We start from the raw sequence: 15,684 nt of genomic DNA, 5'->3' as shown, positions 1-15,684 counted from the left end.
GGAGAGCGCAAGCCATCTGCCGAGGTGTGTTTCTGAGCTGCCTACACGGCAGTGAACGAAGGCCGATTGGCCTGGGACATGGCGGAACTTTTCTGAGCTGCCTACACGGCAGTGAACCGCGATAGCTCGTAGCTTGTCATGCCGGGGTTTTTCTGAGCTGCCTACACGGCAGTGAACCGATTCGCGGCAAATCTCACGGGCCACGCGCATTTCTGAGCTGCCTACACGGCAGTGAACTAGCCATCCTATTATCCAAGTCTTTGAACTGGAAGGTAAACGGGTAAAGAAAAGCAGCCGACCCCTTTTTCTTGGGCGGCTGCTAAGTGCTTGTTTTTTCTTGGTGGGTTTGGATGTGAGAAAAAAGGGTCAGAACCAGGGAACGGTCGCTCCCCGGCTGAGTCCATAGCTGCTGAAGTCGCCAGCGACGGGTTCTTGCTGTACGGGGCCATGCCTGACGAATACCGGGAACGCGGCTTGGCCGGTGCTGCGGCTGCCCAGGACGACGAACGGAAGTCGCACCTGTTCGGCCGCCGAATCCGGAATGCGTTGGACGGCAAGATCCTCACTGATGCCATGTCGGCGCATGGCCCGCCGACGCAGGCGGGCGGGGCTGCTCTTGGCCTGTACGCGCGTTACGTGTCGGTGCACGGCATCCGGTGGCACGGCACCGATGTTTGTGATGGTCATATGGTCGCCCATACCATGCAGCCAATTGGTTACCATCAGTTCCTGCAAGGTGTGCGCGTCACCATGCAGCCGCAGGTGCGTCCCCAGCGTCGGTACGCGGTTGTCATGGCCGGGGAAGCTCACGCCGACCCTGGTGGTGTTCAATGTCACCAGGGCCCGGTGCAGGCGCGCGTACAGCGCGCCAAGCAACTGATAGGGCGCAAGCTCCGGGTCGGGGCGAAGGTGCAGATCGAGATAATGCTGCATCGTTTCGCCTCAGTTCGACTCGCCGAATACGCCGCCGCGAATCAACGTGGCGATGACGAAATGCTGTTGGTCCACGCTCGGCACGTTGTCCTTGATCACCCAGGCATCGAGCAGGTTGTAGAAGTCCTGCTTGTCCTTCGGTTGTCGATAGGCTTTGCCTTGCGTAGTGACCGAGCCGTAGGGTTCGACGGCAATCGCGCCATTTTCCTCGACACCCGGGTACCACGTGTCGATGGTGCGCAGTGCATTGCCGATCTTCTGCGAGTGAATGGCTGCCACGGCTTTGTCGCCTTCGCCGACGGCGTAGAGCGTCTTGCTTTTGTCGCCGCGACCGCGATCGAGGATCAGCTCCTGCGAGGGGAACACTTCCTGCCCGGCGCCGATGCGGACGAAGGCGGTGACTTGCAGCAGCACATGTGTCTTGCCGGTCAGGCCGTCGGCGATGATCGCAGCCAGGGTGTTTAGGCTGTCGGCTGCATCATCGGGTGCGGACAATGTGCGGAGTGCATGGTCAAGCGCCTGGAAGGTCCACTGAGTCGCTGGACTACCGTCGCGCAGGTGGGCGACATGCACTTCCACCTGTTCTGCGCCGATGCGGTTACGCCAGAGAAAGCGGCCATTGGCGAGATTGGCCGCGTAGCGCCGTGCCAGCTCTCCGAAGCCATGCTGCTGGAGGTAGCCGCCGACGGTGGCGCGGAGTTTGTTGCGATAGTCGATCTTGTTGCACGCGGAAGGTTCGCCCGTGCCACCAAGCACGCGCAGGGTGAACTGCACTTTCAGCGTGTCCGCGTCCAGCGGGAGCGCGGCGACATCCACGGTCTGCAGGTTGGGGCTTTGAATGGCGGCGTCGAGTTTGGCGGGGTCGGATTGTTCCTTGCTCTTGTCCTTGAGCCGGTTGGAAATGGTGCCGCGCACCGATTTTGCGCGGATGCGCACCGGTTGCCAATCGTGAGCAGTCTTACGCGTAGGCCAACTGCCGGAGAAGAACAGCGCGTCGGACGGATCGAGTTTGCGCTCGAAGGCCAGGACGGATGCGGTCTTGAGGGTATCGTGAGCCATGATGGAATTCCTTGTCGTGCGTGTGGTCAATCGAAGTTGTGGGTGGTGGCGGGGCAATAATCGTTACGGCAGCGGTACAGGTCGGCAGCGGGTTGGCTATCGGCGTACCAGAGCAGGTGGTGCGGTGATTGCAGGCGGTGCGGGCTGATCCATTCGCCGACCGAGTACAGGCTCTCGACGAAGCGGAACGGGGTGGTGGCATCGCGCGCGTTGGCGACGCTGCCAGCGTCGTGCACGGCTCCGAGCGCGCCGTAGCCCACTGGGATGGGTACGATCCAGCCCTGGCCGGTGCGATCGTGTTGCCACTCGCCTTTGCCTGCCGCCGCATCCGGCACATGACGCCAGTTGATGCGTGACAGTGAAAGCCAGGCGTGCAGGCCGGTGGCCTCGGGCGTGTGCGCTTGCAGTTCGGCTAATCGCGTGCCGAGCAGATCGTCGCGTGCCACCAGCGCGAAGCCGGGCAACAGCCGCAGCCGCAGTTTGCGGAACAGCGTCTGCTGGTCGGACGGCGTGCCAGTAAAGGCGATGATCTGCGCTTGATGGCGTGGACGCTGCGGGTGCGGTGGCGGCAGCACGCTGCCCCCGGCGACGCGCATGCCGGCCAGCAAGTCGGTCACCACGGCCAGATCCGCAGCGTGGGTGGCCGGGTCGCTCAGCCAGCGTTTGCTGTGTACCGCGAACACCAGGCTCAGTTCCAGGTGGATGCGGCCTTCCTCGACAATGGCGGCGGTTGCACCGTCTTTGTTCACCGGGTTGCGGGTCAGGTGGAAGCTTTTGACGAAGCCGCCTTCGGTGACCTGCTCCTGATGGTCGTGGCAGATCACGCCGACCGCGTTGAAGGCCAGATCCAGCCCGGCGTCGATGGTCTTGCGTTCCAGCGCCCACATCAGGCCCAGGAATGCGGTGATCGACGGAAAGCCGTGGGTGAGCGGGCTTGAAACGGCATTGGCGTTCTGCACGCGCAGGTGCGGTACCACCACCAAGTGGTCGAAGGGCGGGCAACTGCTCATGCCGCACCTCCGGCCGGTGCGCGGCGCTGCATCGGCACGGGCCAGGCGGCATCGACGATGGTCAAACTTGCCCAATGTTGGTACTGGTCGTCGCCGAGGCCGACGATGCCGGCGGTGCGCAGTTGGTCGTTGAGCCAAGTGGCGAACTGTCCGGCGATTTCGTCTTGCCAATCACCGAGATGGTAGGTCTCCACGAAGTTGCGATCTTGCTGTTCCCACTCTGGATGCTGTGGATCGATGCGCATTGGCAGTTCCACGCGTTCGGCGTCCAGCCATAGTTGCTGCGAGAGTGGCAATACGCAGTCCGGGTTACGACTCCAGCCCGGTTCGAATCGCACGGCGGTCTCGGCGGCGAACAGTGCCAGTTTGTTGATCAAGTCGTTTTCCATGCCCTCGCGCTTTTGCCGAGTTGCATCGTTCTTTGGCGGATCGGTGGCGAGGAAATCGGCCAGCTTCTTGATCAGCGTCGGCACCTCATCGAAATAGGCGAAGCGATCCAGCGCCGAGTCCAGTTTGAGCAACGTGCGAGGACGCTCTTCTTGGGTCCAGCGCGGTGGCAGCGAGGCCAGCAGGTAGTTGATGCCACCGCGCTCGCTATTGAGCTGACTGATGTTCTGCGGCTTGGTGCCACCCAATTTGCGTGCGACCAGATTGCGGTAGTCGCGGTAGGTGCCGTCGAACGGGCGCCTGTCGCGGTATGCCTGGCGCGCCTGTTTGTTGCTTTCTCCAAAGATTTCCCCATGCACCGCGTGGGCCAAGCTGCTGGAAAACAGCGGTTGCAGCAGGTGGTAGTGGGTATCGTCTTGCGGCTCGTCGCCGATCAGCCAGTACACTTGTTTGGCGGCCTGGTGCGAGCTGGGTTGGGCATCGTGACGCACCAGATTGCAGAATGCCCCGATCCAGTCCGAGGCGACCTTGGTATTGTCATGCAGTGCCGCACGCAGATCTTCGTCGCCTTCCTGCATCCAGTCGAGCAGGCGCCGACCGTCGACTTCGAGTTTGAGTAGTTTGAACACGTCCAGCGCTGCGGCGTTGCCGACCACGTCTTCGGCATAGTCCGTGCCGAGCATGTGGGTGCCGATTTCCGTGTGCGTCTGTAAGCGGGCAGGGGCGACGTGTAGGCTGCTGCCGCGCGCGTCGGGGTGGGTCGCTTTGAGTACATGGGTCACGGCCTGGATCTGGCCGACCCGGCGAGCGGCATCCGACAGCCAGGTGGCGTAGTCGTACTTGGCGTCTGTGTCGCTATCGCCCTCATTGCCCTTCAGCTTGGCCTCGCGCCGCGCGTCGATAAACGCGGCGATGGCCGAGCGGAAACGCGCGGAGCGGCTGAGATGTTGCGGGTCTTCTGTCATGTGGAATCCTTTCGTTCGCTGGAGTGAACCTGCATGTAGAATCCCCACGGCAGCAAGCCACCGTGGGGTGTGTGGAGGGGTAATCCCCTCAATCGGCTCTTCTGAAAAAGTGTCGTGAGAGCACTTCCTGCATCCTTCTTTGCACAGCAGTCCTTTGTGCGTAGGTCCGGGGTCCAACCGGCTTTGCTGCTTCGGCCCGTCATCGTTCGCAGCGATGACGGGTTTTTTTAACCAGCTGTATGAGATTGTAAGTTCGAAAAATTGGCGCTGTTTTTTGATACTCTAGCTCAAGTTTGGGGAAATGCAAACTTAGCTGTTCACTGCCGCATAGGTAGCTCAGAAAAGCTGGATGAGCTAATAAGTTCGTCCTTTTACTGCCGTATAGGCAGCATGAGGGCACGGAAGCCCTTCTCATTCCTCCGACGTGAAGCCCAGTAGAGGGTGATACCCCCATTTCTTCCCGTGCTTGCACTCCTGCACGTTCACCGTCGCCAGCCGCTTGGCACAGTCCTGCAACGACAGGCCGAGCTGCTCGGCCTGCTCGGTGAGTAGCGTCATCAGGTCGAATTCGCCCCAGGGCGTGATGCCTGGGCCGGGTTCGAGTGCGAGCGGCGTGCATGCGCTGTGCTCCACTTTGGTGTATAGCCTGTCGCCGCGATGGCGATCACCGGCTTCGATGCGATGCAGGACCAGGCGCTCCTCGTCGTCGTCGGGCAGAAACACCAGGGTGTCTGTCGGCGTGGTGTCGTGCCGGAACGGCTGTTGTTGCGGCAGCACGCCGGTGAGCATGGCGTGCGGGTATTGCCACGCGCATGCCGCATCGAGCGAGAACGGCGGGGCGCTGCGCCGGGATGGCGGAGCGGCGTCGCGCGATTTGGGCAGCATGGCCTCGCTCAATCGTGCATGTTCCAGATCGCACAGGCGTTCTTGAGGATGCCAGGGTGGCTCCGGTGGTTGGATCCGGGGCAGGGCGGTGAGCACGCGGTACTCGTCCTCGCGCAGGAGTTTGCCGAGGCGATGGGTTTGCAGGCGGAAGCGTCCAGCACGCGTGCCGTCGGTGCCGTCCTGTTCGAACCCGGGTTTCACATAGGCCGGTGCGTCCTGGTTGAGCTTGCGGAAATGGCGCAGGTTGGTATCGAAGATCAGCATGTTCGCGGCGGTGCCAGGGGTGCGCCGGTGGCGTTGCACGCGACCACCCAACTGGATGAGCGAGCGTAGCGAAGAGGGTTCGGCGATGGCCCAGTCTGCATCCCAGTCGCGCCCGATCTCGCACACCGGAGAACCAAGTACAACGAACACATGCGCCTGCTCCGGATGTGCATCGAGCGCGGCGCGCACGCTGGGCAAGCGATACACCGCATCGGCTTGGCGGCGGTCGAACGCGGCATCGAGCAGGTGTTCGATTGCCGAGCGCACGAGCAGGGGAAAGCGCGCGTGGTAGACGCACAGATGGATGCGCAGGTCAGAGGGTGCGCCGAGTCGGTACAGTGCCTGTGCCACGTCGATCAGCGGCCCGATATTGGCCATGCGCACCAAGCCGAAGCTCACTCGCTTGCCGCTGACCGGGTCGGTTTGCGCGTGTGCATTGTGCAGGCGCTGGATCGCGTCGCGCACATGTGCTGCGAACTCGGCATGGATCTGCTCCGGTTGCCGCGCCTGGATCTGTAATTGAATCAGTTCGCCGCGTCGCAGTGGCTCCGTTGTGCGCAATTTGGCCGCACGCTTTGCGACGAATTGCGCGTGCTGCGCGGCGAATGTGTCGGCATCGATGCAGTGAGCGCTATACGCGCCGAATTCGTCGGTCCACAGGCAAGGCACCTCGATGCTTGCATCGGTGCGTCCGCCATCGACACCGCGATTGCGTCGGTAGTGCGCGCGTCCGGCGCGATAGGCGGCGAACATGCCTTCGACCAAGGCCGGTGGCAGCGTTGCCGAGGACAACAGCACACGCGTGCCGAGCAGGCCCGCCCAATGCACCAGCCGCGTCAGCGCGGGCAGGTCGTCGATGTCGTAGTCGTCCAGTTCGTCGAGAATCAGGTCGGCGCTCATCAGCCGCAGCATCGGCGCGATCTGGCGGCCGGCACGCAGCGATTCGGTGGCCGGCACCATGTGATCGACAGTGCAGACCAGCATCGGTGCCGATAGCAGTTTGCGCATCTGCGGGTCATGCAGGGCGCGCGACAGCAACGGATGGTCGGTCACGACGCCTTCGTAGAGGACGTGGCTGTCCTCTACGATCAGCGCTTGCGCCGAGGCCGAGCCGTCGGCGGTGGCTTTGCGTTTGTAGTGATCGAACAGCGGGCGGCTGGACGAGCCGCCGACGAGCATGGCCAGCGTGTCCTCGTCCAGGTGCAGGTCGCGCCGATAGCTGTCGCCGGTTTGTCGGGTGAGGGTGCGCAGGCCGAGCGCATAGGTCAGGCGCAGGCCCAGTTGCGGGTCGGCCAGTGCGTAGAGGATGCGCGCGTTGCCCAGGGTCTTGCCGCAGCCGGTGGAGGCCATGTTGACGATGAAGGCGCCGTGCTCGCGCGCGGACTCGCGCAGCGCCGTGGCCGCGTCGGCGGCCTTGTTCTGCCAGGCGAAGTGGGAGTCGGCGCTGCGCTTGCGCAGGCCGCGATGTTGCGCCAGCCGCGGCAGAAACCGCTCGAAGCCGGGCAGCGCGTGTGCGACCAATCCCGCGGTATGCGCGACGCCGAGCAGATGTTCCTCCAGTGACTGATTGCGGACGATCTCGCCGGCACGGTTGAAGGTGGTGTTGGCGGCAAGCGTGGCGTCTTTCTTTAGATCCGGTTCTTCGTCGCGATTCATCACCAGACGCGAATAGCTGTGGTCGGCCAGCATCAGGCTGAGCCGCGCCAGGTGCATGACGTAGGGATTGTCGAGCCAGCCTTCGGCGCGGCGCAGGCGTAGCGCGTCCAAGCGTTTGGCCAGCCGCGCCGCCTGTGCGCGCCAGGCTGGCGTGGCGACCGGCAATGGACCGGCGAGTGTCCAGTACGCGGCGATCCTGGCAGGTTCGGCTTGTACGCGGATTTCGTTCCAGTCGTGCTCGACCAGAGACAGCGGCCGTTCCATCCAGGTCGAGAAGGTCTGCTCCACGCGCCTGCCCAGCCAGTCCTGGTGGCTGTCCGTCTTGAAGGGCGCCAGCGGCAGGCGGTGATGGGTCAGGATCAGCCAGGCGACGGCGGCGGCCAGCGGCGGCAATGTGCGGAAGGGATGTCCGGGCTCTGCATCCAGGCCATCGCGGTGGTAGCGTCCTGCGGCTGTCCACGCGTGCGTATGATCGTGTTCGGGATCGGCCAACCGCCGCAACCAACCAGCATCGTCATCGTCGCCGACGAAGGCTTGGAACAGGCGCAAGGACACCCATTCGTGGCGGTAGAGGTTGCGTTCTTGCAACTTGCCACGCAGGCGCGCCTGGAACGCCAGGCTGGCTTTGCCGAGGTCGTGCAGCAATGCGGCCAATTGCGCCAACAGGCGAATGTCTTCGGCGCAGTGCCAGTCGTTTTCGTCTTCGCGGCGCAAGACATCGCGCGCGGTGCTGTTGGTGGGCACGGCGCCCTGTGGGTTGAACCGGCTGGCATCGCCGACCACCCACAGCAACTCGCTGTGGTCCAGGCCACGAATCCAATGACAGGCCACGGCGGTGTTCTTGCGTGCGGTGCGGCGCAGCAGTTTGCGCAAGGTGTCCAGACCGGCGCGGGTGATCGGCGTTTGCCAAGTGCGATCGCCACGCCGTTCGGCGAACTGGTCCAGGATGCGGCGGCTTTCTTTCAGTGCACGCTTGTCGCATTGGGAGACCAGCAGGATATTCATCGCGTGTGCTCGCGTTGCAGTGTCTGGGTCGCCAGTGCCACGTCCTTGAGTGTGTCGATCATGAAATCCAGGGATTCGCTGCGCGCGAGTGCTTCGATGCAGTGCTGCCGGAAGGTTTGCTCGTCCTCGCCACGCATGGCGGACAGGAACGCCTGCGGCAGGATGCTGGCATCCTTGACCAGATCGGCGGCATCGAACACCAGGCCTCCGCGCCGTGTCTTGCCATGCAGGACAGCAAGACCATGCGGCAGGCCCAGCACCCAGGTCGCGCTTGCCGCCAGCCCGTAGGCCAGGTAATTGCCGTGATCGAGAAAACGGTTGGCCGCGTCGCTGCCCGTCCCGCGTTTGGCACGGGTGAAGTCGCCATATCCCACGGTGTCCACCGCCAGTTTGAACAGTGCCTTGGTCAGGCGCGCCTCCTCGGTGAGCAGAGCGGTGTTGTCCTGCGCCAGTGCGATGGCGCTGGCGGTGCGTTCGAGCAATGTCTGCAAGCGCGCCAAGTCAGGCGCGAATCCGCCATCGTGCAATGCCCGTTGTTGCCATTGCGCGCCGATGCGGCGTGCACGTGCGTGCTGGAAGGCTTTGGCCGCGCTCAGGCGAAGCGCGTCATCGAACCAGAACCCGACCCATGCCTGCAGGTATTCGGTGGGGCGGTACTCGCTTTGTGGCGAGAACCAGGCGATCTCGACATCCATCTCGTTGGCGCAGAACAAGGGCGTGCCGCCGCCGCCGCAGAAGCCCACCAGCACGCCGGCCTTGGCGAGTTCGCGCATGGCCGCCTGGGTGATCGATGTGCCGGTTCCGAGCAACAGCGTCGTCGTATTGGCGATCGGGATGTTCCAGTACAACGAGCGCTTGCCCGCGTCGGTGACATATTCGACCCTGCCGCCATTGACCAGCACCCGGCAGTGTTGCAGGTAGTAAAGATTGGCGCGTTTGGAATGCAGGATCGTTTTCAGATCCGAAGGCGATAGATCGTCCATGTCGTCCCCTGCGGGCCTGAGAGTGGTTGCGATGTATCCGATGTGCAGCGGTTCGCCGTAATACTAGCCGTGATACGACCTGTTCGCGATCATTGTTTGTGAACAAAATACGGCCACAACCATCGCGTCTGTTACACGGCGATGCACTCAGGCCGATGAGCGGCTTACAGTGGCGAACAAAACCTCGTTGTTGGCTCATCTTAGATGCGCTCTTCTATGGCGACACGGGGCGGTCAAAATTGCGCGATAGTGTGTGGCATCCTGCCGCTCATGCGGGAAGAGGGTCGTGCCAGGGTTCACGCCGGTTTTTCCAGTGTTGGTATAAATCTGTCTACCGGATTGGAGATGGGCGCAGAAAAAGACACCTCTCGCCTGCGGCCCTGCGCTTTCTCCGCCGAGAAATCGTCTGTGACATCGTCGTGAGCGTGGTAGGCCGATGCTATGCTGACCACATTAAGACCAGCGACACACATCAATGAGGGGCAGCATGAATTGCGCTAGCAACGCAACAAACATACGCAGCATGATGCCGAAGGTAGCGGCGGTCGTTTCAACGGCGAAAGGGCCGGCGATATTGACGGCGGCCGAATTGCGTTTGTTTTCCGAGTTCGGGCGCGCGCGCGCGGTGCGTGCTGGTGAGGTGTTGTTCCGACGCGGCGATGGCGGCCGTAGCATGTTCGTCATCAGCAGTGGCGTGATCGACCTGGATTTAGGTGAAGATCTGTTGGTCAAGCATCTGGGGCATGGCGAGTTCTTCGGCGAATTGGCCATGCTGATCGGGAACCATATGCGCAGCGCCGATGCCATTGCCGTCAGCGATGGCGTTCTGGTGGAGTTGGATCACGAGCACTTCCAGCTTCTGGTGGAGCGCGATCCGGTCATCGTCGCCTATTTTCTCCGCCGTACCATCATGGACGTGGTGACGAGCGAGCAAACGCTGATTCGCCAGTTGCGCCGGCGCAACGATGAATTGGAAGCCACGCTGGATAACGTGTGCACCACCACCTATCAACTCAATCAGGCCGAAGAGCTGGTACGTACCGACGAACTGACAGGGCTGCACAACCGCCGTGGGCTGGTCGTGCGCATGCAGGAATGCTGCCGCGATAGTCGATCGCCCGGCCCGGGCCTGTTACTGATCAACTGCGATGGCTTCAAGGAAATCAACGCCGTCCACGGTCATGGCGTCGGCGACCGCGTGTTGCGGAATGTCGCCAACATCCTGCGCTCGGTGACGGGGCAGGGCGACATCGCCTGTCGTCTCGGTGACGACGAGTTCTGCTTGTTGGTGGCCAACGCGACCGTTGAGGACCTGCGCCGCATCGGCGAATTCGTGATCGCCACTGTGCAGAATCTGCTCGGTGTGCCGCATACGGTGCCGCAGATTTGTCCGGTGAGCATCGGCATCAGTCAGGTCGATCCGCATTCTGACTGGAACGATTGGTATGCCAACGCCGATGCGGCGCTTTACGAAGCCAAGCGCCAGGGCGGTAACCGTCTGTACTTGCAGGCATTGGTCTCGGCTGCCTGAACTGCCGGCATGAGCGCGCACTCAGCGAGTAGCGCGCAGTGCCGCGAGCCCCGCGAGCCGTCTGCGCCGGGTCGGGGCGCAGACGCATTCGGGCGCCGCTTCAGTGGAACGCGACGGCTTGCGCGTCGTCACGGTGGTGGATGCCCAGGCGGCCGACCATCTTCGCGCTGGCCGGGTTCAGTCCCTCCACCTGCACTTGCGCGCCGTGACGGCGGAACTTCAGTACCACTTTGTCCAGTGCGCCAATGGCGCTGATGTCCCACACATGCGCATGCGACAGGTCCAGGGTGACGCGCACTGGGGCGTGGGCGAAATCGAACGCATTGGCGAAGCCGGCGGAAGACGCGAAGAACAACTGGCCGCGGATGCGGTAGGTGTGGCCACCATCGGCGTCTTCGATTTTTTCGATATCGAGCATCCGCTCGACCTTGCGCGCGAAGAACAGTGCCGATAGCAAGACGCCGGTGAGCACGCCGCGCGCCAGGTCGTGGGTGGCCACGGTCACCGCGACGGTGCCCAGCATCACCACGCTGGAACTGGCCGGGTGCGTGCGCAGTTGCGCCAGCGAGCGCCAGCTGAAGGTGCCAATGGAGACCATGATCATCACCGCCACCAGGGCGGCCATCGGAATCCGCCGTACCCACGCCCCGGCGAACACCACCAGCAGCAACAACACACTACCGGCAACCAACGCGGACAGGCGTCCGCGCCCGCCGGATTTCACGTTGATCACCGATTGTCCGATCATCGCGCAGCCGGCCATGCCGCCGATCAGCCCGCTCATGAAGTTGGCTACGCCCTGGCCGATGCACTCGCGGTTCTTGTCGCTGGGCGTGTCGGTCATGTCGTCGACGATCTGCGCGGTCATCATCGATTCGAGCAGACCGACCACGGCCATCGTCGCCGACACCGGGAACACGATCTTCAGTGTCTCCAGCGTCCACGGCACGGCCGGCAGCAGAAAGGTCGGCAGACTGTCGGGCAATTGGCCCTTGTCGCCGACGGTGGGGACATGGATGCCGAAATACAGCGCAAGCCCGGTCAACAGCACGATGGTCACCAGTGGCGGCGGTAATGCCAGGGTGCGGGTCCAGCGATGGCCCAGCAGCAGCGCCGCCGTCCCGATTCCCGCCACCGGCAGCAGGGTCCAGGCCGCGAGACTGCCCGCGGTGAGCGCGGCGCCCAACAACAGCAGCCACAGGCCGATACCGGGGAAGCTACGCTGCGACAGCCACGGCAGGCCGTAGATCAGCAGCAATCCCAATGCGACCAGCGGATAGACCGGCACCGGCACGCCGATCAACTCGGGTAGCTGTGCCATGAAGATCAGGATCGCCAGCGCATTGACGAAGCCGGTGATGACCGAGCGCGAGACGAAGCGCATCAATGCGCCGAGTTTGAACAGTCCGGCGAGGATCTGCAGCACGCCGGTCAGCAGCGTCGCGGCCAGCAGATAGGGCAGGCCATGCTGCTTGACCAGGCCGACCATCAACAGCGCCATTGCGCCGGTGGCGGCGGAAATCATGCCCGGGCGCCCGCCAGCGAAGGCGATGGTCACGCAGATGCAGAACGCGGCATACAGCCCGACCTTGGGATCGACCCCGGCGATGATCGAGAACGCGATCGCCTCCGGAATCAGCGCCAAGGCCACGACCAAACCGGCGAGCACGTCGCCACGGAGATTGCCGCACCATTGCTGGCGCAGCGAAGGATACAGTTTCACGGTAAACACTCCTGACGCCGCCCCGGCGGCGGGACGACGCGATTCACGAAGGAAAGCCAGCAACTCGTGGCCCGCCGCAAGGGGCAAGCCGGTGTGGAGTGCGAGGGTCAGGGTGGCGTCATGGTGGGGCGCGAAGAACCGAACATGCGCACGGAAGATGCGCGGCGGCATAGTATAAAACACACACCCCGAGCGTGTTGCGCGAGCGCGATCACACCCCCGCGCACGATGCGCGCGGTGCCAACGGCGTGTCTGGCGCTCAGGCAGGCGCTGCCATTCCATGCTGCGGTGCAGCTTGCGCCAAAACAATGATGACCTATAACTATTATCGAAGCGAAGAGATCGTCGCTCCCCTCCCCCCGCGCTCTCTCCCCCACGTCACCTCCCCCGCAGGCATGTCCATGAGCAACTACCAAGACCGCTGGCAGACCGTCCAGGTCCAGATCGACGCAGGTATCGCCTGGGTCACGTTGAATCGTCCCGAAAAGCGCAACGCGATGAGTCCCACGCTCAATCGCGAGATGATCGACGTGCTGGAAACGCTTGAACTGGATAGCAGCGCCGAAGTGCTGGTGCTGACCGGTGCGGGTGAGTCGTGGTCGGCGGGCATGGATCTGAAGGAATACTTCCGCGAGACCGACGGCAAGGAAGAAATCGTGCAGGAGCGCATGCGCCGCGATTGCTCGCAATGGCAGTGGCGGCTACTGCGCTTCTACAGCAAGCCGACCATCGCGGCGGTCAACGGCTGGTGCTTCGGTGGCGCGTTCTCGCCACTTGTGGCCTGCGATCTGGCCATCGCGGCGGACGAAGCGGTGTTCGGGTTATCGGAAATCAACTGGGGCATTCCACCGGGCAACCTGGTGAGCAAGGCCGTCGCCGATACCATGGGCCACCGCAACGCGATGCTGTACATCATGACCGGCCGCACCTTCACCGGGACCGAGGCCGCGCAGATGGGGCTGGTCAATGCCAGCGTGCCGCGCGCGCAACTGCGTGCGGAGGTGACCAAGCTGGCGCAGGAGCTGCAACAGAAGAATCCGGTGGTGCTGCGCTTCGCCAAGCACGGTTTCAAGCGCTGCCGCGAGCTGACCTGGGAACAGAGCGAGGATTACCTGTACGCCAAGGTCGACCAGTCCAACCACCGCGACCCGGAGAAGGGCCGCCAGCAGGGCCTGAAGCAATTCCTCGACGATAAAACCATCAAGCCCGGTTTGCAGACCTACAAGCGCTGACCCTGGCCGCAACGCGGTGGCGTTCCGTCGCCGCGTTGCCCGTCACGATGCCGTTTCCTTAATTCCGGATGGTTTCGATGATCTCTGCACAGCACGATGTATCTGTCGCCCGCTATCGTCCGGTCGGGCTCAGCCATGCCGATACCGAGGTGCATCGCGATGCCAACGGCGTGCTGCGCATGCGTGCCCGCGAGCCGCTGGCGCCACTGCCGAGGCATCTGCTGCTGCGCTTGCAGCACTGGGCGCAACACACGCCCGAAACGACATTCGTGGCGCAGCGCGGCGAAGACGGACATTGGCGTGGCCTGAGCTATGCGCAGATGCTGGAGCGCACCCGCCGGATCGCGGCGCATCTGCTGGACATGGGGTTGTCGGCGCAGCGTCCGTTGGCGATCCTGTCCGGCAACGATCTGGAACATCTACAACTGGCGTTCGCGGCGATGTATGCCGGCATTCCGTATTGCCCGGTGTCCCCAGGTTACGCGTTGCTCTCGCGCGATTTCGCCAAGCTGCGGCATGTCGCGCAGGTGTTGCGGCCGGGGCTGTTGTTCGCCAGCGACGGCGCGGCATTCGCGACCGCCATCGCGGCCGTGTTCCCCACGGATGTGCCGGTGGTGTGCGTGCGCGGCAGGGTGAGTGACCGTGCGTGCGTGCGCTTCGAAGACATGCTGGCGCCACGCGCCTTGGATGCGGCCGATGCCGCATTCGCTGCCACCGGCCCGGACAGCATCGCCAAATTTCTGTTCACATCCGGCTCCACGTTGCTGCCGAAGGCGGTCATCACCACGCAACGCATGCTGTGCGCCAATCAGCAGATGTTGCTGCAGACGTTCCCGGTGCTGGGCGAAACACCGGTGTTGGTCGATTGGTTGCCGTGGAATCATACGTTCGGCGGCAGCCACAATATCGGCATTGCGGTGTACAACGGCGGCAGCTTCTACATCGACGATGGCAAGCCGACCCCGGCATTGTTCGCGCAGACCCTGCGCAACCTGCGCGAGATCGCGCCCACGGTGTATCTGAGCGTGCCGCGCGGCTGGGAACAGTTGGCGCAGGCGCTGGAACAGGATCCGGCGCTGCGCGAGACGTTCCTGTCGCGCATGCGGATGTTCTTCTTTGCCGCCGCGGCGTTGTCGCAGGATATTTGGGACCGTCTGGAGCGCATTGCCGAGGCGCATTGCGGTGAACGCATCCGCATGCTGGCCGGTCTGGGCATGACCGAGTGCGCGCCGTCGTGCACCTTCACCCATGGCACCAGCAACACGCCCGGCGAAGTCGGTGTGCCGGCGCCGGGCTGCGAGGTCAAGTTGGTGCCGGTGGGCGACAAGTTGGAAGCGCGCTTCCGTGGCCCGCACGTGATGCCCGGCTACTGGAACGCGCCGCAGCAGACGGCCGAGGTATTCGATGAAGAAGGCTTCTATTGCTCCGGCGATGCGCTCAAACCGATTGATCCGCAGCATCCCGAACGCGGCCTCTTGTTCGACGGGCGGCTGGCAGAGGACTTCAAACTATCCTCCGGCGTTTTCGTCAGTGTCGGTCCACTGCGCACGCGGGTGCTGATGGAAGCTGCCGCATACGTGCAGGATGTGGTGGTGACAGGGGCCGACCGTGGCGACATCGGGGTGTTGCTGTTCCCGCGACTGGACGCGCTACAGGCGCTGGCTGGATTGCCGTCAGCGGCGCAGGCGATGGAGATTCTGCAAGCCGCGCCGGTGCGTGCCTGGCTACAAAATCTGCTCGCGGTGCTCAACCGCAGTGCTACCGGTAACGCCAGCCGCATCGCGCGCGCGGCGTGGCTGGAACAGCCGCCGAATCTGGAAGCCGGTGAGATCACCGACAAGGGTTCGATCAACCAGCGCAACGTGTTGCGTAACCGCGCGGCGTTGGTAGAGCAGTTCTACGCCGGTGTTGCGCCAAGCGCGGTCGAGGCACCGCCGTGATGCGATAACGCGTTGGCCTGTGCGCCGGCGGTGCGAAATTGCCGCCAGCGCGGTGGTGGCACTACTCCACTGGCTTGGAGACTTGGGAGGGAATCATCGATGACGGTGTTT

10 protein-coding genes and 1 CRISPR repeat array (1 of these 11 running past the window's edge) are annotated in these 15,684 nt (G+C 63.4%); of the genes, 3 read left to right on the top strand and 7 right to left on the bottom strand.

The genetic code is table 11. The features are described from left to right. A CRISPR array of direct repeats spans positions 1-237; the repeat unit is 28 nt; unit sequence TTTCTGAGCTGCCTACACGGCAGTGAAC; it reaches 691 nt to the left of the window's first position. 129 nt (positions 238-366) lie between these two features. The 6 genes from cas6f to cas1f form a co-directional block, all read right to left on the bottom strand. Beyond that, positions 367-933, bottom strand: coding sequence for a type I-F CRISPR-associated endoribonuclease Cas6/Csy4 (gene cas6f, locus XANALMUS060_RS06965; protein ID WP_045737744.1), 567 nt, complete (start codon positions 931-933; stop codon positions 367-369). A gap of 9 nt (positions 934-942) precedes the next feature. Then, positions 943-1,992, bottom strand: coding sequence for a type I-F CRISPR-associated protein Csy3 (gene csy3 / locus XANALMUS060_RS06960; RefSeq protein WP_045737743.1), 1,050 nt, complete (start codon positions 1,990-1,992; stop codon positions 943-945). Between the two features lie 26 nt (positions 1,993-2,018). Beyond that, on the bottom strand, positions 2,019-3,002 hold the full coding sequence (csy2, locus tag XANALMUS060_RS06955; RefSeq protein WP_045737742.1) for a type I-F CRISPR-associated protein Csy2: 984 nt from the start codon (positions 3,000-3,002) through the stop codon (positions 2,019-2,021). Further along, positions 2,999-4,354: a type I-F CRISPR-associated protein Csy1 gene (csy1, locus tag XANALMUS060_RS06950; protein ID WP_045737741.1), complete on the bottom strand. Its 1,356-nt coding sequence runs from the start codon at positions 4,352-4,354 to the stop codon at positions 2,999-3,001. Before csy1 ends, csy2 begins: the two co-directional genes overlap by 4 nt. Before the next feature lie 411 nt (positions 4,355-4,765). Continuing rightward, positions 4,766-8,164, bottom strand: coding sequence for a type I-F CRISPR-associated helicase Cas3f (cas3f, locus tag XANALMUS060_RS06945; RefSeq protein WP_045737740.1), 3,399 nt, complete (start codon positions 8,162-8,164; stop codon positions 4,766-4,768). After that, positions 8,161-9,147: a type I-F CRISPR-associated endonuclease Cas1f gene (gene cas1f / locus XANALMUS060_RS06940; protein ID WP_045737739.1), complete on the bottom strand. Its 987-nt coding sequence runs from the start codon at positions 9,145-9,147 to the stop codon at positions 8,161-8,163. The genes cas3f and cas1f overlap by 4 nt, the downstream gene beginning before the upstream one ends. Positions 9,148-9,670: 523 nt before the next feature. Here cas1f and XANALMUS060_RS06935 point away from each other — a divergent pair. Then, positions 9,671-10,678, top strand: coding sequence for a GGDEF domain-containing protein (locus XANALMUS060_RS06935; protein ID WP_235430392.1), 1,008 nt, complete (start codon positions 9,671-9,673; stop codon positions 10,676-10,678). 100 nt (positions 10,679-10,778) lie between these two features. Here the strand turns inward: XANALMUS060_RS06935 and XANALMUS060_RS06930 are convergent, their stop codons facing one another. Beyond that, on the bottom strand, positions 10,779-12,401 hold the full coding sequence (locus tag XANALMUS060_RS06930; RefSeq protein ID WP_045737804.1) for a SulP family inorganic anion transporter: 1,623 nt from the start codon (positions 12,399-12,401) through the stop codon (positions 10,779-10,781). A gap of 401 nt (positions 12,402-12,802) precedes the next feature. Between XANALMUS060_RS06930 and XANALMUS060_RS06925 the strand changes: the two genes are divergently transcribed. Beyond that, the gene (locus XANALMUS060_RS06925; RefSeq protein ID WP_045737737.1) at positions 12,803-13,633 is read left to right on the top strand and encodes a p-hydroxycinnamoyl CoA hydratase/lyase; all 831 of its coding nucleotides are present in this window, start codon (positions 12,803-12,805) and stop codon (positions 13,631-13,633) included. A gap of 77 nt (positions 13,634-13,710) precedes the next feature. Continuing rightward, positions 13,711-15,573, top strand: a complete 1,863-nt coding sequence (locus XANALMUS060_RS06920) for a feruloyl-CoA synthase (RefSeq protein ID WP_045737736.1) — start codon at positions 13,711-13,713, stop codon at positions 15,571-15,573. The last annotated feature ends 111 nt before the right edge of the window (positions 15,574-15,684 follow it).

The sequence above is a fragment of the Xanthomonas sp. MUS 060 genome, from assembly GCF_000963215.1.
In the GTDB taxonomy this organism is placed as follows: domain Bacteria; phylum Pseudomonadota; class Gammaproteobacteria; order Xanthomonadales; family Xanthomonadaceae; genus Xanthomonas_A.
Note: the sequence above shows the minus strand (reverse complement) of the source record. Positions and strands in the feature narration are given on the sequence as shown.